Below are 23,153 nucleotides of genomic sequence, written 5' to 3'. Positions count from 1 at the left end.
GGCGGGGGGGCGGGGGGGCGGGGGGGGGGGGGGGGGGGGGGGGGGCCCCGCGGGGGGGGGGGGGGGGGGGGGGGGCCCGGGGGTGGGGCCGGGGTGCGGGGCTCGGGGCCCCGCACCCGGTTCGGTTCAGGAGATGCCGAATTCCTTGCCGATGAAGTCGAACATCTCGTCGTCCGTGGCGCCGTGGAGTCCGTCCGCGACGCCGGTGGCGTCCGGCTCCCCCGGACCGGCGGGCGTGGCCCACCGGTCCAGCAGGTGGCGCAGGTGCGCCGTGACGGCGTCGCGGAGTTCCGCGTCGTCCGTGGCCGTGCTCTGCAACTCCGTGTCGATCCGGTCGAGTTCGGCGAGCAGACCCGTGACGTCCCGGGCGGCCGGCGCGGCCTCGGCCTTCAGGTAATCGGCCAGTTCGTTGGGGGTGGGGTAGTCGAAGACGAGCGTCGGAGGCAGCCGCAGCCCGGTGTCCTTGCCCAGCCGGTTTCGCAGTTCGACGGCGGTCAGCGAGTCGAACCCGAGGTCGCGGAGCGCCTGTCCGGGTCGCACCGCCCGGGGCGAGGGGAGATCCAGCACCGCGGCCACGTGCCCGCACACCACATCGAGCAGCAGGGTGCGCTGTTCGGTGTCGGAGAGGCCGGTCAGGCGGGCCGTCAGGTCCCCTGCGCCGGCGGACCGCCCGGCGGGGGCGTCCACTCCCCCGTCGGCGGCGGAGCGCCGGGCCGGGATCCGGACCAGGGAGGTGAGCAGGGCCGGCAGGGTGCCGGCCGCGGCCTGCCCGCGCAGCTCCGCCTGGTTCAGGCGGACCGGGACGACCGCGCTCTGCGGGTGTGCGGTCGCGGCGTCGAAGAGGCCGAGGGCCTCCTCGGTGGTCAGCGGCAGGACGCCGCTGCGGGCCATCCGGACCCGGTCGGCCTCCGTCAACTCGCCGGTGATGCCGCTGCTTTCGGCCCACAGCCCCCAGGCGAGGGACACGGCCGGCAGGCCGGCGGCGCGGCGCTGGCGGGCGAGGGCGTCCAGGAAGGCGTTGGCGGCGGCGTAGTTGGCCTGGCCCGCCGCGCCGAATACTCCGGCGGCGGAGGAGAACAGGACGAAGGCGGAGAGTTCCATGTCGCGGGTGAGCTCGTCCAGGTGCAGGGCGGCGTCCACCTTGGGCCGGAAGACGCGGTCGATCCGCTCGGCCGTGAGGCCCGTGAGGATCCCGTCGTCGGTCGCACCGGCCACGTGCACCACACCGGTGAGGGGGTGGGCGGCGGGTACCGCGCCCAGCACCCGGGCGAGGGCCTCGCGGTCGGACACGTCACAGGCGGCCACAGAGATCCGGGCCCCCAGGGCGGTGAGCTCCGCCTCCAGTTCGGCCATGCCCTCGGCCGCGCCGCCCCGGCGGCTGACGAGCAGCAGGTCGCGTACCCCGTGCCCGGTCACCAGGTGCCGTGCGACGTGCCGGCCCAGCAGGCCGGAGGCGCCCGTGACGAGGACGGTGCCGTCGGCCGTGAACGCGGGTCCGGTCTCGCCGGCGAGGAGCGGCGGCTCGGTCCGGGCCAGCCGGGGGACGAGGACCGCTCCGCCGCGTACGGCGAACTGCTCCTCACCCGAGGCCAGCAGGGCGGGCAGGGCCCGCGCGGACGCCGGGTCGCGGTCGAGGTCGACCAGGACGAAGCGGCCCGGGTTCTCCGACTGCGCCGAACGCACCAGACCCCAGATCGCGGCCTGCGCGGGGTCCACCTCCTTGTCGCGGTCCTCCACGCCGCGGCCCTTGGCGGCGACGGCGTTGCTGGTCAGGACGGCCAGCCGGGAAGCGGCGTGCCGGTCGTCGGCCAGCCACCGCTGGAGCAGCTCCAGGGCGCGGTGGGCCGTCGCGTGGACGTGGGCGACGGGGTGGTCCCGGTCCGGATGGACGTCGACGGCGGCGAGGAGGACGGCGGGAGCCGGGGTCCCTTCTCCGTCGGCCGGATCCGCCAGGTCAGGGCGGAAGCTGACGTCCATGCCGGAGTCCTCCAGCGCCGCGCGCAGACCGTCGTCACCCCCGACGAGGGTCCACTGCTCGCCCGGCAGGTTCACGGGGTCCTCCGGGGTGAGGGGAAGGGGGGTCCAGTCGAGCCGGTAGAGCGAGTCCTGCCGCCCGTGCGCCCTCCCGGCCTCGGCCAGCTGCTCCGCCGAAACGGGGCGCAGCACCAACGAGTCGACGGAGGCCACGGGCCGGCCGGCCTCGTCGGTGGCCAGCAGGGCCACCGCGTCGGCGCCGGCCGGGACGATCCGGACCCGCAGGGCGCGGGCGCCGGTGGCGTGGACGGTCACCCCGTTCCAGGCGAAGGGGATCCGGCCCCGTCCGGCGTCGGGCAGCAGGCCGCCGAGGCCGATCGCGTGGAGGGCCGCGTCCAGCAGGGCCGGGTGGACGCCGAAACCGGTGACGGCGGTCTCCTCGGGCAGCCGTACCTCGGCGAACACCTCGTCGCCGCGCCGCCAGAGCCCGTGCAGGCCCTGGAACACCGGTCCGTATCCGAAGCCGAGGCCGGCCAGCCGCTCGTACGCCCCGCCGGTTTCCAGGGGCTCGGCCCCGGGGGCCGGCCACTCGGAGAGGGCGGAGGGCGGCTCCTGCGGCCCGTGGGCGTCGACGGAGACCGTGCCGGTCGCGTGGCAGGTCCACGGCTCGGTGGTGTCGGCGGTCTCGGGGCGGGAGTAGACGGCGACCGTACGGTGCCCCGCCGCGTCCGGACCGCTGACGACGGCCTGGAGCTGCACGGCCCCGTCCTCGCGGAGAACGAGGGGGGCGCCGAGGGTCAGCTCGTCCACGCGGTCGCAGCGCACCTCGTCGGCGGCGCGCAGCGCCAGGTCGACCAGCGCGGTACCCGGCAGCAGGATCGCGTCCATGACGGTGTGGTCGGTGAGCCAGGGGTGGGTGGCCGGGGACAGCCTGCCGGTCAGCAGGGCCCCCTGGCCGTCGGCGAGGGGGACGGCCGCCCCCAGGAAGGGGTGTTCGGCGTCCACGAGGCCGGCGGCGGCCACGTCCCCGGCCGGTGCGACCGGGTCGAGCCAGTAGCGCCGGTGGTGGAAGGCGTACGTGGGCAGGTCGACGAGGTGGCCGGGCGTTCCGGCGTGGACGGCGGCCCAGTCGACGGGGGTGCCGTGGACGTGGAGCCGGGCGAGGGCGGTGGTGACGGCGAGCTCCTCGGGGCGGTCGGTACGCAGCAGCGCGACGGCCACCGCGTCCGCATCCAGCACCTCCTGGGCCAGGGCGGTCAGGACCCCGCCCGGGCCGATCTCCAGGAAGGTGACGGCCCCCTCGGCCGCGAGGGCGGTCACGGCGTCGGCGAAGCGGACGGCCTCGCGGACGTGGCGCACCCAGTAGTCGGCGGAGCCGAACTCCTCGGCGCTCACGATCCGGCCGGTGAGCGTGGAGACGACCGGGAAGGTCGGGGCCCCGAAGGTCAACTCCTCGACGGTCTCGCGGAACTCGGCGAGCATCGGGTCCATCAGCGGGGAGTGGAAGGCGTGGGATACGGCGAGGCCCTTGGCCTTGCGACCCTCGGCGGACAGCCGTTCCACCACCAGCGCCACGGCGTCTTCCGCACCGGAAACCACCACGGACTCGGGCCCGTTGACGGCGGCGATACCCGCCCGGTCCTCCAGCCCGGCCAGCAGCTCCCGCACCTCCTCCTCGGAGGCCTGGACCGCGACCATCGCACCACCGGACGGCAACGCCTGCATCAACCGGCCCCGTGCAGCCACCAGCTTCGCGGCGTCTTGGAGCGACAGCACACCCGCGACATGGGCCACGGCGAACTCGCCGACGGAGTGCCCGGCCAGGAAGTCCGGACGCACACCCCAGGACTCCACCAGTCGGAACAACGCCACCTCGACCGCGAACAACGCCGGCTGGGTGAACCGCGTCTCGTCCAGCACCTCCGCGTCCTCGCCGAACACCACGTCCCGCAGAGGGAGTTCCAGGTACGGATCCAGGGCCGAACACGCGGCGTCGAAAGCCTCCGCGAACACCGGGAAGGCAGCGTACAGTTCACGCCCCATGCCCAGACGCTGACTGCCCTGACCGGAGAACAGGAACGCGGTCCTGCTCCCGTCTGCGGGTCCGCCGGGCTCGGTTTCACCCCGTACGACACCTGCGGCCTGCCGGCCCGTGGCGAGGGCCTCCAGCCCCGCCAGCAGTTCCTCGCGGCCGGCCCCCACGACGGCGGCACGCCGTTCCATCGAGGCGCGCGACACGGCGAGCGAGCGTCCGATGTCGGCGAGTCCGAGAGCCGGGTGCTCGGTGACATGGGCCGCGAGGCGCTGCGCCTGAGCACGCAGGGAGGTTTCGTCCTTGGCCGACAGCAGCCAAGCGAGGGCGCGGGGCTCGACGGAGGCACCGGTGGCAGCCGGGGCGGGTTCCGTGCCGGGGGCGTGTTCCAGCACCACGTGGGCGTTGGTGCCGCTGACGCCGAAGGAGGAGACACCCGCCCTGCGCGGACGTTCCCCGTACTCCGCCCATTCGCGGGCCTCGGTCAGCAGCCGTACCGACCCCGTCGACCAGTCGATGTGCGGGGACGGCTCATCGGCGTGGAGGGTCTTGGGGAGCACTCCGTTGCGCATCGCCATCACCATCTTGATCACACCCGCGACGCCGGCGGCGGCCTGGGTGTGCCCGATGTTGGACTTCAGCGAGCCCAGCCACAGCGGCCGGTCCGCGTCCCGGTCCTGGCCGTAGGTGGCGAGGAGCGCCTGGGCTTCGATCGGGTCGCCCAGGGTGGTGCCCGTGCCGTGGGCCTCCACCGCGTCCACGTCCGCTACCGACAGACCCGCCTGGGCCAGCGCCTGGCGGATCACCCGCTGCTGCGCGGGCCCGTTCGGCGCGGTCAGACCGTTGGACGCACCGTCCTGGTTCACCGCCGACCCCCGGACCACCGCGAGCACCTGGTGGCCATGGCGGCGGGCGTCGGAGAGCCGTTCCACGAGCAGCATGCCCACGCCCTCGGCCCAGCCGGTGCCGTCGGCGTCGGCTGCGAAGGCCTTGCAGCGGCCGTCGGCGGCCAGTCCGCGCTGTCGGCTGAACTCCACGAAGGTGTTCGGGGTCGCCATGACGGTGACACCGCCCACCAGGGCCATGGAGCATTCGCCCTGCCGCAGCGCCTGCGCGGCCAGGTGCAGGGCCACCAGCGACGAGGAACAGGCCGTGTCCACCGTCACCGCCGGCCCCTCCAGGCCGAAGGTGTACGAGAGCCGGCCCGAGGCCACGCTGCCGGAGGTGCCCATGCCGAGGTGCCCTTCGAGCCCTTCGGGTACGGTCCCGCCGAGCTGGGAGCCGTAGTCGTGGTACATGACCCCGGCGAACACCCCGGTCCGCGAACCCCGCAGCGTCACCGGATCGATCCCGGCCCGCTCGAACACCTCCCACGAGGTCTCCAGCAACAGCCGCTGCTGCGGATCCATCGCGAGGGCCTCACGCGGCGAGATCCCGAAGAACCCCGCGTCGAACTCACCCGCCTCGTAAAGGAATCCACCCTCACGCGCATAGCTCGTACCCGCATGGTCCGGATCCGGGTGGAACAACCCGTCCAGCGCCCAGCCACGATCCGCCGGGAAGCCACCGACGGCGTCACCGCCCTCGGCGACCAGCCGCCACAGATCCTCCGGAGAGCGCACCCCGCCCGGATAGCGACAGCTCATCCCCACGATCGCGATCGGATCGTCCACGGCCGCGACCGGGGCGGCGGCGGCCGGCTCCGCCGTATCGGCGGCCTTGCCCAGCAGTTCGGTCAGCAGCAGGCGGGTCAGTGCCTCGGGGGTCGGGTGGTCGAAGACGAGGGTCGCGGGCAGTCGCAGACCGGTGGCGGAGTTGAGGGTGTTGCGCAGTTCGACGGCGGTCAACGAGTCGAAGCCGAGGTCCCTGAACTGCCGGTCCACCGCTACCGATCGGGCGGACGCGTGGCCGAGGACCGCCGCCACCTGGGTGCGCACCAGGTCGAGGACGAACCCGTACCGCTCGTCCGCCGCCAGGGCGGCGAGCCGGCCGGCGGTCGGGGTGTGCCCGGCGGCCGTCTGCGGGACGCCTTCGAGGCTGCGCCGTACGGAGGTGCGGACCAGCTTCCGCAGCAGCGGTGGCAGGGCACCCGCGCGGGCCTGGGCGTGCAGCGCCTCGGTGTCCAGGCGGGCCGGGACCAGCGTGGCCCGCTCGGAGCGGCAGGCGGCGTCGAAGAGCGCCAGGCCCTCCGCCGCCTCCAGGGCGATCAGTCCGGAGCGGCTGATCCTGTGCCGGTCGGCGGCGGCCAGTCCGGCCGTGAGCGTGCTGTTCTGTGCCCACAGGCCCCAGGCGAGGGACACCGCGGGAAGCCCCTCGGCCCGGCGGGATGCGGCCAGGGCGTCGAGGTAGGAGTTCGCGGCGCTGTAGTTGGCCTGTCCGGCGCTGCCGAGGGTGCCGGCGGCCGAGGAGAAGAGGACGAAGGCGGACAGGTCCGCGTCGCGGGTCAGTTCGTGGAGGTGGAGGGCCGCTTCGGCCTTCGGTCGGAACACCCGGTCGACGCGGTCCGGGGTGAGGGCGGGGACGGTGCCGTCGTCCGTCACACCGGCCGCGTGGACGACGGCGGTCAGCGGGTGCTCGGCGGGAACACTCGCGAGCAGGGCGGCGAGCTCGGCGCGGTCCGCGACGTCGCAGCCCACCGTCCGGGCCTCGGCGCCCAGTTCCCGCAGTTCGTCAACGAACTCGGGCGCGCCGGGCGCGTCCTGGCCCCGGCGGCTGGCCAGCAGCAGGTGCCGTACGCCGTGGACGCCGACCAGGTGGCGGGCGACCAGCCGGCCCAGCGCACCCGAAGCTCCGGTGATCAGTACCGTTCCGTCCGCCGGGAAGGATACGGGGGCGCTGTCGGCCGGGGCCGGTTCGTCGGCCCGCACCAGCCGCGGGACGAGCAGGGCCCCGCCACGGAGCGCCACCTGCGGCTCGCCGCAGGCCACGGCGGCCGGCAACAGCGCGGTGTCGGCGCCGTCGGCGTCGACCAGCAGGAACCGGCCGGGGTTCTCCGACTGGGCCGAGCGTACAAACCCCCAGACGGCCGCCTGTACGGGGTCCACGGCCATGGCATCACCGGCGGAGGCGTCCACGGCGCCACGCGTCACGAGCACCAGCCGTGAGGCGGTGAACCGGTCCTCGCGCAGCCACTCCTGGAGCAGCTCCAGTACGCGGCGCGTGGCTGCGGCCGGTGCGGCCCCCTCCCCCGCGCCCAGCAGGGCAGGCAGGGCCACGGCCACGGTCTCCGGTGCGGACGAACCGGCCAGGTCCGTGAGGCGCTCGCACCAGATGGGCGCGGCGGGCTCCGGCCCGGCAGGCGGTTCGCACCGCTCCCAGGCCACGCGGAACAGCGCGTCCCGCAGCCCCGCACCGCCCTGGGCCGCGGCGCCGGCCTCGGCGAGCTGCTCGGGGGTGACCGTGCGCAGGAGCAGCGAGTCGACCGAGGCGACGGGCCGTCCCAGGCCGTCGCCGATCCGCAGCTCCACCGCGTCCGGCCCGGTCGCGGCCCGGGTCAGGCGGACGCGCAGGGTCTCGGCGCCGCTGCCGTACACGCTCACGCCGCTCCAGGCGAACGGGAGCCGGCCGGCGTGGTCGGTGCCGAGGAACTCCCCGACACTCATGGCGTGCAGGGCCGCGTCGAGGAGTGCGGGGTGCACGGCGAACCCGTCGACCGGGGTCCCCTCGGGCAGGGCGACCTCGGCGAACAGCTCTTCCTCCCCGCGCCGCCAGACGGCGCGCAGCCCCTGGAACACCGGTCCGTAGGCGAAGCCGGCGTCGGCCAGACGGCCGTAGCAGTCGTGGAGGTCGACGGCGGTGGCGCCGGCGGGGGGCCAGGCGCCGTCCGTCTCCGGCGGCGTCCGGTCGGTGTCGGGGACGAGGAAGCCCGTCGCGTGGCGCGTCCAGGAATCCTCCCCGTCGGCCTCGGTGGCGGCCTCCGGCCTGGAGTAGATCTTCACCGTCCGGCGTCCTGAGGCCTCTTCCGCGGTGCCGACGAGCACCCGGACCTGGACCGCGCCCTGCTCCGGGAGGACCAGGGGTGCGGCGAGGGCGAGTTCCTCGACCCGGCCGCAGCCGAGTTCGTCACCGGCACGTACGGCCATCTCCAGGAAGGCGGTACCGGGCAGCAGGGTCACGCCGGAGACGGCGTGGTCCGCCAGCCAGGGATGGGTGGCGAGGGACAGCCGTCCGGTGAGCAGGGAGCCCGCGCCGTCGGGCAGCAGGGCCGTCGCCCCGAACAGGGCGTGGTCGGCGCCGGCCAGTCCGGCGGAGGTGACGTCGCCGGTCGCGGCCGGGGCGTCCAGCCAGTAGTGCTCGTACTGGAAGGGGTAGGTGGGCAGGTCGAGGCGGCGGGCGCCGCGGCCGGCGTGGACGGCGGCCCAGTCCACGGGGGTGCCGTGGACGTGGAGGCGGGCGAGGGTGGTGGTGACGGCCAGGGCCTCGGCACGGTCGGCCCGCAGGACGGGAATCGTAAGGGCGCGCTCGTCCAGGAGCTCTTGGGCCAGGGCGGTCAGGACCCCGCCCGGGCCGATCTCCAGGAAGGTCCGCACTCCTTCGAGGGCCAGGCAGTCGACGGCGTCGGCGAAGCGGACGGCCTCGCGGACGTGGCGCACCCAGTAGTCGGCGGAGCCGAACTCCTCGGCGCTCACGATCCGGCCGGTGAGCGTGGAGACGACCGGGAAGGTCGGCGTTCCGAAGGTCAACTCCTCGACGGTCTCGCGGAATTGGGCGAGCATCGGGACCATCAGCGGGGAGTGGAAGGCGTGGGAGACGGCGAGGCCCTTGGTCTTGCGACCCTCGGCGGACAGCCGCTCCACCACCAGCGCCACGGCGTCTTCCGCACCCGAAACCACCACGGACTCGGGCCCGTTGACGGCGGCGATACCCGCCCGGTCCTCCAGCCCGGCCAGCAGCTCCTGCACCTCCTCCTCGGAGGCCTGGACCGCGACCATCACACCACCGGACGGCAGCGCCTGCATCAGCCGGCCCCGCGCGGCCACCAGCCTCGCCGCATCCTCCAGGGACAGCACACCCGCGACATGGGCGGCGGCGAACTCACCAACGGAATGACCGGCGAGGAAGTCCGGACGCACACCCCAGGACTCCACCAGCCGGAACAACGCCACCTCGACCGCGAACAACGCCGGCTGGGTGAACGCGGTCCGCTCCAGCAGCTCCGCCCCCTTGCCGAACACCACGTCCCGCAGAGGGAGTTCCAGGTACGGATCCAGGGCCGCACACGCGGCATCGAAAGCCTCCGCGAACACCGGGAAGGCGGCGTGCAGTTCACGCCCCATGCCCAGACGCTGACTGCCCTGCCCCGAGAAGAGGAACGCGGTGCGGCTGCCGCCGACGGGTGCGCCCTGCGGGGTCTCCCCCCTCAGGACGGCGGTGGCCGTAGTACGGCCCTCGACGAGGTCCTCCAGGCCGTTCAGCAGCTCCTCGCGGCGCGTGCCGACGACGGCGGAGCGGAGGTCCAGGGCGGCCCGGGGCGCCAGGGAAAGGGCCACGTCCAGGGGGTGGAGGTCCGGGTGGCCGGTGAGGTGGGCCAGGAGGCGTCCGGCCTGCGCGCGCAGCGCCGCCGGGTCCTTGGCGGACAGCGGCCAGACGACGGCCGTGTCGTCGGTGGCCGGTACGCCCTCGGGGCCGTGGTGCGGTTGCGGGGCCTCGTGCGGTGCGGGCTGCTCGATGACGACGTGGGCGTTGGTGCCGCTGACGCCGAAGGAGGAGACGCCCGCCCGGCGCGGACGGTCCCCGTGCTCCGCCCATTCCCGTGCCTCGGTGAGCAGGCGTACCTCCCCCGCCGACCAGTCCACGTGCGGGGAGGGCTCGTCCACGTGCAGGGTCTTCGGCAGCACCCCGTGACGCATCGCCATCACCATCTTGATCACGCCCGCCACACCGGCCGCGGCCTGCGTGTGCCCGATGTTGGACTTCAGCGAGCCCAGCCACAGCGGCTGGTCTTCCGGCCGCTCCTGCCCATAGGTCGCGAGCAGGGCCTGCGCCTCGATCGGGTCGCCCAGCGTGGTGCCCGTGCCATGGGCCTCAACCGCGTCCACGTCCGCCGCCGACAGACCCGCCTGGGCCAGCGCCTGGCGGATCACCCGCTGCTGCGCGGGCCCGTTCGGCGCGGTCAGGCCGTTGGACGCACCGTCCTGGTTGATCGCGGAGCCCCGTACGACGGCCAGCACCTGATGGCCGTTGCGGCGGGCGTCGGAGAGCCGCTCCACCAGCAGCATGCCGGCGCCTTCCGCCCAGCCGGTGCCGTCCGCAGAGCCCGAGAAGGCCTTGCAACGGCCATCGGCGGCGAGCCCGCGCTGTCGGCTGAACTCGATGAAGATGTTCGGGGTCGCCATCACCGTCACGCCGCCCACGAGGGCCATGGAGCATTCGCCCTGCCGCAGCGCCTGTGCGGCCAGGTGGAGGGCGACCAGGGACGAGGAGCAGGCCGTGTCCACGGTCACCGCGGGCCCCTCCAGGCCGAAGGTGTAGGCGACGCGGCCGGAGGCGATGCTGCCCGCGCTGCCGTTGACGAGGTAGCCCTCGAAGCCCTCGGGGATAACGGAGAGCCGGGAGCCGTAGTCGTGGTACATGACCCCGGCGAACACCCCGGTCCGCGAACCCCGCAGCGTCGCCGGATCGATCCCGGCCCGCTCGAACACCTCCCACGAGGTCTCCAGCAACAGCCGCTGCTGCGGATCCATCGCGAGGGCCTCACGCGGCGAGATCCCGAAGAAGCCCGCGTCGAACTCCCCCGCCCCGTAAAGGAATCCACCCTCACGCGCATAGCTCGTACCCGCATGGTCCGGATCCGGGTGGAACAACCCGTCCAGCGCCCAGCCACGATCCGCCGGGAACCCGCCGACGGCGTCACCGCCCTCGGCGACCAGCCGCCACAGATCCTCCGGAGAGCGCACCCCGCCCGGATAGCGGCAGCTCATCCCCACGATCGCGATCGGATCGTCCACGGCCGCGACCGGGGCGACGGCGGCCGGCTCCGCCGGGGCAGGGGTGTTCCCGAGGATCTCGGCACGCAGGAAGCGGGTGAGGGCCAGGGGGGTGGGGTGGTCGAAGACCAGGGTCGCGGGCAGTCGGGTGCCGGTGACGGCGCCCAGCAGGTTGCGCAGTTCGACGGCGGTGAGAGAGTCGAAGCCGAGGTCCTTGAAGGGGCGTTCGGGTTCCACCTGGTCGGGCGAGGCGTGGCCGAGGACGGTGGCGACCTGGCCGCGTACCAGGTCGGTGAGGACGCGGTCCTGTTCGGCCTCGGGGAGCCCGTGCAGGGTCGCGGCCAGGGCCGAGGCGGGGTCGGCGGGTGCGGCGGCCCGGGTGCCGGGGCCGCCGTGGGCCTTGCGGACCGGGGTCCTGACCAGCCCGCGCAGCAGGGCGGGGACCTTGCCCTCGGCTGCCTGGACGCGGAGTCCCGCGTGGTCCAGCGGCACCGGGAAGAGGACGTCCGCGCCGGCCGCGCAGGCGGCGTCGAACAGGGCGAGGCCGGTGGCCGCGTCCATGCCGACGAGACCCATGCGGCGGATCCGCGCGAGGTCGGTGGGGTCCAGCTTGCCGGTCATGCCGCTGTCGTCGGCCCACAGGCCCCAGGCCAGGGACACGGCGGGCAGTCCGGCGGCGTGGCGCTGCTGGGCGAGGGCGTCGAGGAAGGCGTTCGCGGCGGCGTAGTTGGCCTGGCCGGCGCCGCCGAGCGTGGCGGAGACGGAGGAGAAGAGCACGAACGCGGACAGGTCCGTGTCGCGGGTGAGCTCGTGCAGGTGCAGGGCGGCGTCTACCTTCGGCCGCAGCACGTGGTCGACGCGGTCCGGGGTGAGGGCGGGGACGATGCCGTCGTCCGTCACGCCGGCGGCGTGGACCACTCCGGTCAGCGGGTGCTCGGCGGGGACGGTCGCCAGGAGGCCGGCCAGGGCGCGGCGGTCGGCCACGTCGCAGGCGGCGGTGGTGACCCGGGCGCCGAGGGCGGTGAGTTCGGCCTCGAACGCGGCCGCGCCTTCGGCGGCGGGGCCCCGGCGGCCGGTCAGCAGGAGGTGGCGTACGCCGTGCTGGGTGACCAGGTGGCGGGCGACGAGCCGGCCGAGGGTGCCGGTGGCCCCGGTGACCAGGACGGTGCCGTCGGCCGGGAACGTCGGGCGTTGCGGGGCCCCGTCGGCGGGGCGGTCCGTGTGGGCCGTCAGGCGCGGCAGCAGGACCGTGCCGCCGCGGACGGCGAGCTGGGGTTCGCCGGTGGCCAGGGCGGCGCGCAGGGCCTCCCGGCCGGGGCCTGCGTCCGGGTCCAGGTCCGGTTCCAGGTCGAGGAGGACGAAGCGGTCCGGGTTTTCCGACTGTGCCGTGCGGAGCATGCCCCAGACGGTGGCCTGGGCCAGGTCCAGCGTGGCACGTTCGGCGGGGGTGGTGGCGACCGCGCGGCGGGTGACGACGACGAGGGGGGTCCGGTCGGACCGGTCCTCGGCGAGCCACCGCTGGATCCGTGCGAGCGTACGGTGGGCGGTCGCGCGGACGGCGTCGGCCGGGTCCTGCGGTGCCGTGCCGCCGTCGGGTTCGGGGCCGGCGAGGGTCACGACGCAGTCGTGTTCGGGGGTGTCGGCGGGCACCTGGGCCGGGGTCCAGTCGAGGCGGAGCAGGGTGTCGGCGCGGGGGGCCGCCGCCGCGCGCAGCCGGTCGGCGGAGACGGGGCGCAGGACGAGGGCGCCGACCGAGGCGACGGTCTGGCCCGCCGTGTCGGCGACGAGTACGGAGACGGTGTCCGGGCCGGCCGGGGTCAGCCGGACGCGTACGGCGGCGGCGCCGGTGGCGTGGAGGCTGACGTCACTCCAGGAGAAGGGCAGCAGGCCCTGCCCGGTGGCGGTGCCGGACAGCAGGCCGAGCCAGGAGGCGTGCAGGGCGGCGTCGAGGAGGGCCGGGTGCAGTCCGAACGCGCCCGCGTCCGGTGCCGTGGGGGCGGGGAGGGCCGCGGTGGCGTACAGGGAGTCGCCGTGCCGCCAGGCCTCCGTGAGGCCGCGGAAGACCGGGCCGTAGCCGAAGCCGAGGTCGTCGAGGAGTTCGTAGAGGTGGTCGACGGCGACCGGTTCGGCTCCGTGCGGGGGCCATACCGCGAGCTCGGACGCTGCCGGAGGCCGGGCGGCGGGTCCGGCGGACAGGGTGCCGCCGGCGTGCCGCGTCCAGTCGCGGGAGGCGGCGGGGTCCTCGGGGCGGGAGTGGAGCTCCAGGGTGCAGCGGCCCGCGGGGCCGGGCGCCCCCACCGTGAGGCGGAGCTGGACCCCGCCGTGTTCGGGCAGGACGAGCGGGGCTTCCAGGGTGAGGTCCTCGATGTGTGCGCAGCCGGCTTCCTGACCGGCCCGGAGGGCCAGTTCCACGAAGGCTGTACCGGGGACGAGTACGGCTCCGGAGACCGTGTGGTCGGCGATCCAGGGATGGGTGGCGAGGGAGAGCCGGCCGGTGAGCACGATGCCGCCGTCCGGGAGCACGACGGTGGCGCCCAGGAGGGGGTGTTCGGTGTCGGCGACGCCGATCGCGGTGGGGTCGGCGGTGGGCGGGACGTGCAGCCAGTAGGTCTCGCGCTGGAAGGCGTAGGTGGGGAGGGCGGTGCGGCGGGCGTCGCGGCCGGCGTACCAGGCCGTCCAGTCGACGGGGGTGCCGTGGACGTGGAGCCGGGCGAGGGCGGTGGTGACGGCCAGGGCCTCGGTACGGTCGCCGCGCAGGACGGGGACGGTGACGGCCTGCTCGTCGAGGAGCTCCCGGGCCAGGGCGGTCAGGACGCCGCCCGGGCCGAGCTCCAGGAAGGTGCCGATGCCCTCGGCGGCGAGGGTGGTGACGGCGTCGGCGAAGCGGACGGCTTCGCGGACGTGGTTCACCCAGTGGTCGGCGGAGCCGAACTCCTCGGCCGGGACGGGCCGTCCGGTGAGGGTGGAGACGATCGGCAGCTTCGGGGCCTCGAAGGCGACCGATTCCACGACCTTGCGGAATTCGGCGAGCATCGGGTCCATCAGCGGGGAGTGGAAGGCGTGGGAGACGGCGAGGGCCTTGGTCTTGCGGCCCTCGGCGGCCAGCCGTTCCACCACCAGGGCCACGGCGTCTTCCGCACCGGAAACCACCACGGACTCGGGCCCGTTGACGGCGGCGATACCCGCCCGGTCCTCCAGCCCGGCCAGCAGCTCCCGCACCTCCTCCTCGGAAGCCTGGACCGCCACCATCGCACCACCGGACGGCAACGCCTGCATCAACCGGCCCCGCGCGGCCACCAGCCTCGCGGCATCCTCCAGCGACAGCACACCCGCGACGTGGGCCACGGCGAACTCACCGACCGAATGACCGGCGAGGAAGTCCGGACGCACACCCCAGGACTCCACCAGTCGGAACAACGCCACCTCGACCGCGAACAACGCCGGCTGGGTGAACCGCGTCTCGTCCAGCACCTCCGCGTCCTCGCCGAACACCACGTCCCGCAGGGGCCGTTCCAGGTGTCCGTCCAGGTGGGCGCAGACCTCGTCGAAGGCGTCGGCGAACACCGGGAAGGCGTCGTACAGTTCACGCCCCATGCCCGGGCGCTGGCTGCCCTGCCCCGAGAACAGGAAGGCGGTCCGGCCCTGTTCGTGTCCGGTGGCCGAGTCGGTGCCGCCGGTGATGAGGTGGGAGGCCGAGGCGCCCGCCGCGTCCTCGCCGGCGAGGACGTCGAGGCCGCGGAGCAGTTCGGTGCGGTCGGTGCCGAGGACGGCCGCGCGGTGCGGGAGGGCCGCCCGGCCGGTGGCGAGGGAGAAGCCGATGTCGGCCGGGGTGGCCTCCTCGTGCTCGGTGAGGTGGGCGCGCAGGCGCTGGGCCTGGGCGCGCAGCGCGGTGGGGGTCTTCGCGGACAGCAGCCAGGCGACGGGGGGCTGCGGCGCGGCGCCCTCCGCCGCGTCCGCGGTCTCGTCGTCCCCGGTGGCCGGGGCGGCCTCGGGTCCGGCCGGTTCCGGGGCCTGTTCGATGATGACGTGGGCGTTGGTTCCGCTCACGCCGAAGGCCGAGACCCCGCCGCGCCGGACGTGTCCGGGGGCCTCGGGCCAGGCCACGGGGGCGGAGAGCAGTGCGACCGAGCCCGCCGACCAGTCGACGTGCGGGGTCGGGGCGTCGACGTGCAGGGTGCGGGGAAGTTCCGCGTGCTGGAGGGCCAGGACCAGCTTGATCACACCGGCGACGCCGGCCGCGGCCTGCGTGTGGCCGATGTTGGACTTCAGCGAGCCCAGCCACAGCGGCCGTTGCTCGGGCCGGTCCTGGCCGTAGGTGGCGAGGAGGGCCTGGGCCTCGATGGGGTCACCGAGCCGGGTGCCCGTGCCGTGGGCCTCCACCACGTCGACGTCGACGGGCGCGAGGCCCGCGTCCGTCAGGGCCTGGCGGATGACCCGCTGCTGCGAGGGTCCGTTGGGGGCGGTCAGGCCGTTGGAGGCGCCGTCCTGGTTGATCGCGGAGCCCCGTACGACGGCCAGCACCTGATGGCCGTTGCGGCGGGCGTCGGAGAGCCGCTCCAGGAGCAGCATGCCGGTGCCCTCGCCCCAGCCGGTGCCGTCGGCCGCGGCGGCGAAGGCCTTGCAGCGGCCGTCCGGGGCCAGTCCGCGCTGGCGGCTGAACTCGATGAAGATGCCGGGGCCGGACATGACGGTGACGCCGCCCGCGAGGGCGAGTTCGCACTCGCCCTGGCGCAGGGCCTGGACGGCCAGGTGGAGGGCGACGAGGGAGGAGGAGCAGGCCGTGTCGACGGTCAGTGCGGGCCCCTCCAGGCCGAAGGTGTAGGCGAGCCGGCCGGAGACGACGCTCGCGGCCCGGCCGGTCAGGAGGTAGCCCTCGACCCCTTCGGGGGCCTGGCGCAGGCCGGAGGCGTAGTCCTGGCCGTTGGAGCCGATGAACACCCCGGAGCGGCTGCCCTTGAGGGTGGCGGGGTCGATGCCGGCGCGTTCGAAGGCCTCCCAGGTGGTCTCCAGCAGCAGCCGCTGCTGGGGGTCCATGGCGAGGGCCTCGCGCGGGGAAATCCCGAAGAAGGCGGCGTCGAACTCGCCCGCGTCGTAGAGGAACCCGCCTTCGCGGGCGTACGTGGTGCCGGGGTGCTCGGGGTCGGGGTGGTAGAGGGCGTCGAGGTTCCAGCCGCGGTTCTCGGGGAAGGCGGAGAGGGCGTCCTCGCCCTCCGAGAGGATCTTCCACAGGTCCTCGGGGGAGGTCACCCCGCCGGGGAAGCGGCAGCTCATCGAGACGATGGCGATGGGCTCGTCGTCGGCGGGCCGGGCGGCGGGCCCGGGGGCGGGCGTGCCGGCCTGCGGGCTGCCGAGGAGCCGGGTGTCGAGGTGGGCGGCGAGTTCGGCCGGGTTGGGGTAGTCGAAGACGACGGTGGTGGGCAGCCGCAGGCCGGTGGCGCCGGCCAGGCGGTTGCGGAGCTCGATGGCGGTGAGCGAGTCGAATCCGGTGTCGCGGAAGGCCCGCTGGGGCTGGACCGCGTCGGCGCCGGAGTGGCCGAGGACCGTGGCGGCCTGGGTGCGGACGAGCTCGACGAGGGCCCGGAGCCGTTCGGGGCCGGGGAGTGCGGCCAGCTGCCCGGCGAGCCCGGGGCCGCCGGCGGCGGGGCCGGCGCCTGCGGGCGCGGCGGGGCCTTCGAGGATCCGGCGGGCTTCGGGGAGGCGGTGCAGGAGCGGGTAGTCACCCGTGTGGGCGAAGGCGCGGACGAAGCGTTCCCAGTCGATGTCGGCGACGGTGACGGCCGTGTCCTCGTGCTCCATGGCACGGCGCAGGGCGGCGATGCCGAGGTCGGCGGGCATGGGGAGGATGCCGCGCCGGGTGAGGTGTTCCTCCGCGTGGCGGCCCATCATGCGTCCGCTGCCCCAGGAGCCCCAGGCGATGGCGGTGGCGGGCAGGCCCTGGGCGCGGCGCTGGTGGGCGAGGGCGTCGAGGAAGGCGTTGGCGGCGGCGTAGCCGCCCTGGCCGCCGTTGCCGACGACGCCGGCGATGGAGGAGAACAGGACGAAGAAGTCGAGGTCGTGGCCGGCGGTGAGCTCGTGCAGGTGGAGTGCGGCCTCGGCCTTGGGACGCAGTACGTGTTCCAGACGGTCGGTGGTCATGCCGTCGAGGACGCCGTCGTCGAGGGTGCCCGCGGTGTGGATGACTCCGGTGAGGGGGTGTTCGGCGGGCAGGGAGCCCAGCAGCCGGGCGAGGGCGGCGCGGTCGCTGACGTCGCAGGCGGCGAGGGTGGCGCGGCAGCCGAGGGCGGCGAGTTCCTCGCGGAGTTCGGCGGCGCCTTCGGCGTCGGGGCCGCTGCGGCTGGTCAGGACCAGGTGGGCGGCACCGGAGCGGGCGAGCCAGCGGGCGACGTGGGCGCCGAGGGTGCCGGTGCCGCCGGTGACCAGGACGGTGCCGTGGGGGCGGGCGAGGGTGTGCTCGCCGGCGGGGGCGGCCGGGTCGGCGGGGGCGCGGACGAGGCGCCGGGCGAGGGTGCCGGTGGCGCGGACGGCGAGCTCGTCCTCGCCGCCGGGGTCGGCGAGGAGCCCCGTCAGGAGGTCGAGGGCGCGTGCGTCGAGGGTTTCGGGCAGGTCGACCAGGCCGCCCCAGCGCTGGGGGTACTCGGCGCCGGTGACCCGGCCGAGGCCCCAGATCTGGGCCTGGGCGGGGTGGCGGGGCGGGTCGGCGGGTCCGGTGGCCACGGCACCGGAGGTGGCGCACCACAGGGGGGCGCCGATGCCGGTGTCGCCGAGGGTCTGGACGAGGGCGAGGGTGGCGGCGAGGGCGGCCGGCACGTGGTGTCCGGGTGCGTCGGCGGGGTCTTCGGCTAGCAGGGAGAGCACCCCGGTGACCGCGTCGGCCGCCAGGTCGGCCCGGTCGAGCCGGTCGGTGAGGAGTGCGGCCACGGTCTGCCGGTCGGGGTGGGCGGCCGGGTCGAGCGGGATGCGTTCGACGCGGGCGCCGCAGGCGGTGAGGGCCTCGTGGACGGCGGTGGCGGTGGCGCTGTCGTGCCGGGCGGTGGTGGTGACGAGCAGCCAGGTGCCGGTGAGGGGGGCGCGGCTGCCGCGCCGGGCCCGGTTTTCGGTGGGGGTCCAGGTGAGGCGGTAGCGCCAGTTGTCGATCCGTGCGGTCTGGTTGGAGCGGCGGCGCCGGTCGGCGAGCCGGGTGACCATGCTGTCGAGGGAGGCGTCGGGGTCCAGGTCCAGGGAGCTGGTCAGGGCCCGGACGTCGGTGTTCTCGACGGCGGCCCAGAAGCGGGCCTCCTCCTCGCTGTGGCCCGCGCCGGTCGCGGGGGTGGCGGGCGTGGTGGTGTCGAGCCAGAAGCGGCGCCGCTGGAAGGGGTAGGTGGGCAGGTCGGCGGGGCGCGGGTGCAGCCCGGCGAAGGCGGCGGCCCAGTCGGTGGGAACGCCCCGGGTCCAGGCCTCGCCGAGGGAGGTGAGGAAGCGGTCGGGGCCGCCGTCGCCGCGGCGCAGCGAGGGGACCACGTCCACGGTGGTGTCGGCGTCCTCGGCGGTCTCCTGGAGGCCGAGGGCGAGCACCGGGTGGGGGCTGCATTCGACGAGGACCTGGTGGCCGTCGGCGATGAGGCGGCGGGCGGCGGGTTCGAAGCGGACGGTGGTGCGGAGGTTGGTGTACCAGTAGGCGGCGTCGAGGGCGGCGGAGTCGACGGGTTCGCCGGTGACGGTGGAGTAGAGCGGCACGCTCGGGGTGAGCGGGGTGATGCCGGCGAGGGCTTCGGCGAGTTCGGCCTCGATGAGCTCCACGTGCGCGGAGTGGGAGGCGTAGTCGACGGGGACCCGCTTGGCGCGGACCCCGTCGGCGGTGCAGGCGGCGAGGAGTTCGTCGAGGGCGTCGGCGTCGCCGGAGACGACGGTGGAGCGGGGTCCGTTGACCGCGGCGATGCCGAGGCGCTCGCCCCACGGGGTCAGTCGCCGGGTGACGTCCGCGAGGGGTTCGGGTACGGAGACCATGCCGCCGAGTCCCGCGAGGCGGGCGAGCAGGCGGCTGCGGAGGGCGACGACGCGGGCGGCGTCGTCGAGGCCGAGGGCGCCGGACACGGCGGCGGCGGCGATCTCGCCCTGGGAGTGGCCGATGACGGCGGAGGGTTCGACGCCGAAGGAGCGCCAGAGTTCGGCGAGGGAGACCATGACGGCCCACAGGGCGGGCTGGACCACGTCGTCCGCGCTGTCGAGGGCGGGTGCGCCGGGGGAGCAGCGCAGGACGTCCTCCAGGGACCAGTCCACGTACGGGGCCAGGGCCCGGCCGCAGGCGGCGATCCGCTCGCGGAAGACGGCGGAGGAGTCGAGGAGTCCGACGGCCATGCCGGCCCACTGGGAGCCCTGGCCGGGGAAGACGAAGGCGACGCGGCGCCCGTCGGCGGCCGTGCCCCGGGCGGTGCGGGGCGTGGAACCGCCGGCGGCGAGGGCGCGCAGGCCCTCGGTGAGTTCGGCTTCGGTGGCGCCGACGACAAGGGCGCGGTGTTCGAAGGCCGTACGGGTGGTGGCGAGGGCGTGGCCGAGGTCGGCGGGGCGGCTGCCGGGGTGCGCGGCGGTGTGCGCGAGGAGTGCTTCGGCCCGGGCGGCCAGCGCCTCGGGGCTGCGCGCCGACAGGATCCAGGGCACGACGGGGGCTCCGGCGGCTGGGGCCTGGGCCACGGGGGCTTCGGCCGAAGTGGCCTGGGCGGGCTGGGGCGTGTCCGTCGCCGGGGGGTCGGTGGGGGCCTCTTCGATGATGGCGTGGGCGTTGGTGCCGCTGATCCCGAAGGAGGAGACGCCGAAGCGGCGGGGACGGCCGGCCGCGGGCCAGTCCACGGCGTCGGTGAGCAGCCTGACCTGGCCGGCGGTCCAGTCCACGTGCGGGGACGGGACCTCGGCGTGCAGGGTCCTGGGCAGGACGCCGTGCTGGAGGGCCAGTACGGACTTCAGTACGCCGGCGATGCCCGCGGCGGCCTGGGTGTGGCCGATGTTGGACTTGAGGGAGCCCAGCCACAGCGGCCGGTCCTCGGGCCGGCCCCGGCCGTAGGTGGCCAGCAGGGCCTGTGCCTCGATGGGGTCGCCGAGCCGGGTGCCGGTGCCGTGGGCCTCCACGGCGTCCACGTCGGCGGCCGTCAGCCCGGCGTTGGCAAGGGCCTGCCGGATGACCCGCTGCTGGGCGGGGCCGCTGGGTGCGGTGAGCCCGTTCGAGGCTCCGTCCTGGTTGATCGCGGAGCCGCGCAGGACGGCCAGCACCCGGTGGCCGGCCCGGCGTGCGTCCGAGAGCCGCTCCAGGAGGACCATGCCGGCGCCCTCGGCGAGGCCGAAGCCGTCGGCGTCGGCGGAGAAGGCCTTGGAGCGGCCGTCCGGGGCCAGCGCACGCTGCTTGCTGAACTCGACGAACGACCCGGCCGTCGGCAGCACGGTGACGCCGCCGACCAGGGCCAGGGAGCATTCGCCGGTGCGCAGCGACTGGGCGGCCAGGTGCAGGGCGACGAGGGAGGAGGAGCAGGCGGTGTCGACGGTGACGGCGGGGCCCTCGAAGCCGAAGGTGTAGGCGAGGCGGCCGGAGGCGACGCTGACGCTGTTGCCGGTCAGCAGGTAGCCGCTGATGTCCTCGGGCGCCTCGTGGAGGCGGGGGCCGTAGTCCTGGTTCATGGCGCCGACGAAGGTGCCGGTGCGGGTGCCGCGCAGGGTGGCGGGGTCGATGCCGGCGCGTTCGAGGACCTCCCAGCCGGTCTCCAGGAGGAGCCGCTGCTGGGGGTCCATGGCGAGGGCCTCGCGCGGGGAGATCCCGAAGAACTCCGGGTCGAAGGAGGCCGCTTCGGGGAGCATGCCGGCTTCGCGCTGGTAGTAGCGGCCGGGGCGGCCGGGCTCGGCGTCGTAGAGGCCCTCGACGTCCCAGCCGCGGTCGGCGGGCAGGGCGGACACGGCGTCGCCGCCCTCTTCGAGCAGCCGCCACAGCGCTTCGGGGGTGTCGGCGCCGCCGGGCAGGCGGCAGCTCATGGCGACGATGGCGACGGGTTCGTCCCAGGCGACGGCCGTGGTGTCGGCGGCGGCGGGTTCCTCGTGGGTACCGAGGGCTTCGGCGAGGATCCGGCCGGTCAGGGACGCCGGGGTGGGGTGGTCGAAGGCGACGGTGTGCGGCAGGACGAGTCCGGTGGCCTCGTTCAGCCGGTTGCGGAGCTCGACGGCGGTGACGGAGTCCAGGCCGAGGTCACGGAACGCCTGTCCGGGGGCGACGGCGTCCGGGCCCGGCAGCCCCAGCAGGGCGGCGGTGAGGGAGCGGACGAGCGCGGCGGCGGTGCGCTCGCGCTCGGCCCCGGGCAGCAGGGCGAGCCGGCCGGCCGGGGCCGGCCCGTCGTCGGCTACGGGTGCGGCGGACCGTCGGAAGGGGTACGTCGGCAGCTGTATCCGGCCTGCGGGGGCGGTGGGGAAGGCGTTCGCCCAGTCGACGTCCACGCCCTGGACGCAGGCCTCGGCGAGGGCGGTGCGCAGGCGGCGCGGGCCGCCCTGGCCGCGGCGCAGGGTGGCGATGGTGACGGCGTGGCGTCCGGCGGCCGCGGCGGTCTCCTGCATGGCGGCGGTCAGCGAGGGGTGGGGGCCGATCTCCACGAGGACCTCGTGGCCGTCGGCCAGCAGGGCGTGGGTGGTCTGCTCGAAGCGGACCGGGCGGCGCAGGGCCTCGCACCAGAAGCCGGCGTCCAGGGTGCGGCCGTCGACGATGCCGCCGGCGGCGGAGGAGTAGAGCGGGGTGTGGCCGGTGCGGGGGGCGAGGCCGGTGAGGGCCGAGAGGATCCGGTCGCGGACGGCGTCGACGTGCGCCGAGTGGGCGGCGGCACCGAGGCGTACGCCGCCGCAGCGGATGCCCTCGCCCTCCAGCTCGGCGCGCAGTGCGCGCACGGCGTCGCCGTCGCCGGAGACGACGTGGGACTCGGGGCCGTTTTGGGCGGCGACGGCCAGCCGGCCCGCCCAGGGTGCGAGCCGCTCCTGGAGCCGGTGGCCGGGCAGACTCACGGCGAGCATGCCGCCGTCGCGTGCGGCGAGTTCGGCCAGGGCGTCGCCCCAGGCGTGGACGGTCCGGGCGGCGTCCTCCAGGGTGAGGACACCGGCCAGGTGGGCGGCGGCGACCTCGCCGACGCTGTGGCCGGCGTAGGCCCGGGGGCGGACCCCGTAGGCCCGCCAGGTCTCGGCGAGGGCGATCTGCACGCCGAAGGTGGCGGGCAGGATGACGTCGGGGGTGTCCAGGCCGGGGGCGCCGGGGACGCCGCGCAGCACGTCGGTCAGGAGCCAGCCGGTGAAGGGCGCGAGGGCCTGCTCGCAGCGCACGGCCGCGGCACGGAACTCCGTTGAGGAGTCGAGGAGTTCCGCGGCCATACCGGGCCACTGTCCACCGATGCCGGACAGGACGAACGCGGCCGGGCGGCCGGCGGCGGTCCCGCGGACCACGTCGGCGGCGAATCCGCCGTCCGCGAGGGTGGCCAGCGCGTCGAGGAGCTGTGCGGGGCCGTCGCCGAGGAGAACGGCGCGGTGCGTGAAGCGGTGCCGCGTGGTGGCGAGGGCCCGCCCCACGGCGGCCGGGTCGAGCCCGGGGTGGGCGGCGAGGTGCTCGTGCAACTGCCGGGCCCGGGCGCGCAGGGCCTCGGGCCCGGCCGCGGAGAGGATCCACGGCAGCGGCCCCTCGACGCGGCCGTCAGATCCGCCGCCGGGGTGCGCGCCGGTTGCGACGGAAACCTCGGCGCCGGTGCCGGCCGAGGCGTAGGAGCCGCTGTCTGCGGAGACGTCGGCGCAGGTGCCGCGGTCGGCGTCGGGGGCGCTGGCGGCCGCCGCGTCGGTGACGTCGGCATCGGTGACGGCGGAGACGTCGGTGCCGGTGCCGGCCGCAGCGTCGGGGCCGGTGACGGCAGAGACGTCGGGGGCCGTGTCGGGGGCCGCGTCCCAGCCGAGGTCGGTGGTGGCGGTGAAGCCGCCTTCGGGGTCGAGTGCGGCGAGGACCCGGTCGCCGGCGGTGCGGGCGGCCGCGAGGGGCTTCAGTACGACGGCGCCGTAGCCGCCGGGCGCGGGGTCCGGCGCGCCCGGCAGGCCTACGCCGGGGCCCGCGGCCAGGGCGAGGGTGCTCTCCCCCCGGACGAGGCTGTCGTGGGCCGCGCGCAGCGCGTGCAGGCCGGTGGGGAGGCGGCGCAGCAGCGGGGCGGCGCCCGGGGCGAGCCGCAGGACGGCGCCGACTGCGGCGGGGC

General features: G+C 75.6%; 1 protein-coding gene. It reads right to left on the bottom strand.

Features of this window, described 5'->3' with window-relative positions:
- Nucleotides 1-126: 126 nt before the first annotated feature.
- Nucleotides 127-23,153, bottom strand: a 23,027-nt coding sequence (locus AB0F18_RS30305) for a type I polyketide synthase (RefSeq protein ID WP_362066394.1), incomplete at its 5' end; no start/stop codon positions are given.

This window comes from Streptomyces sp. NPDC029216 (genome assembly GCF_040648015.1).
Lineage (GTDB): Bacteria > Actinomycetota > Actinomycetes > Streptomycetales > Streptomycetaceae > Streptomyces.
This window is presented reverse-complemented; position numbering and strand designations above follow the sequence as displayed.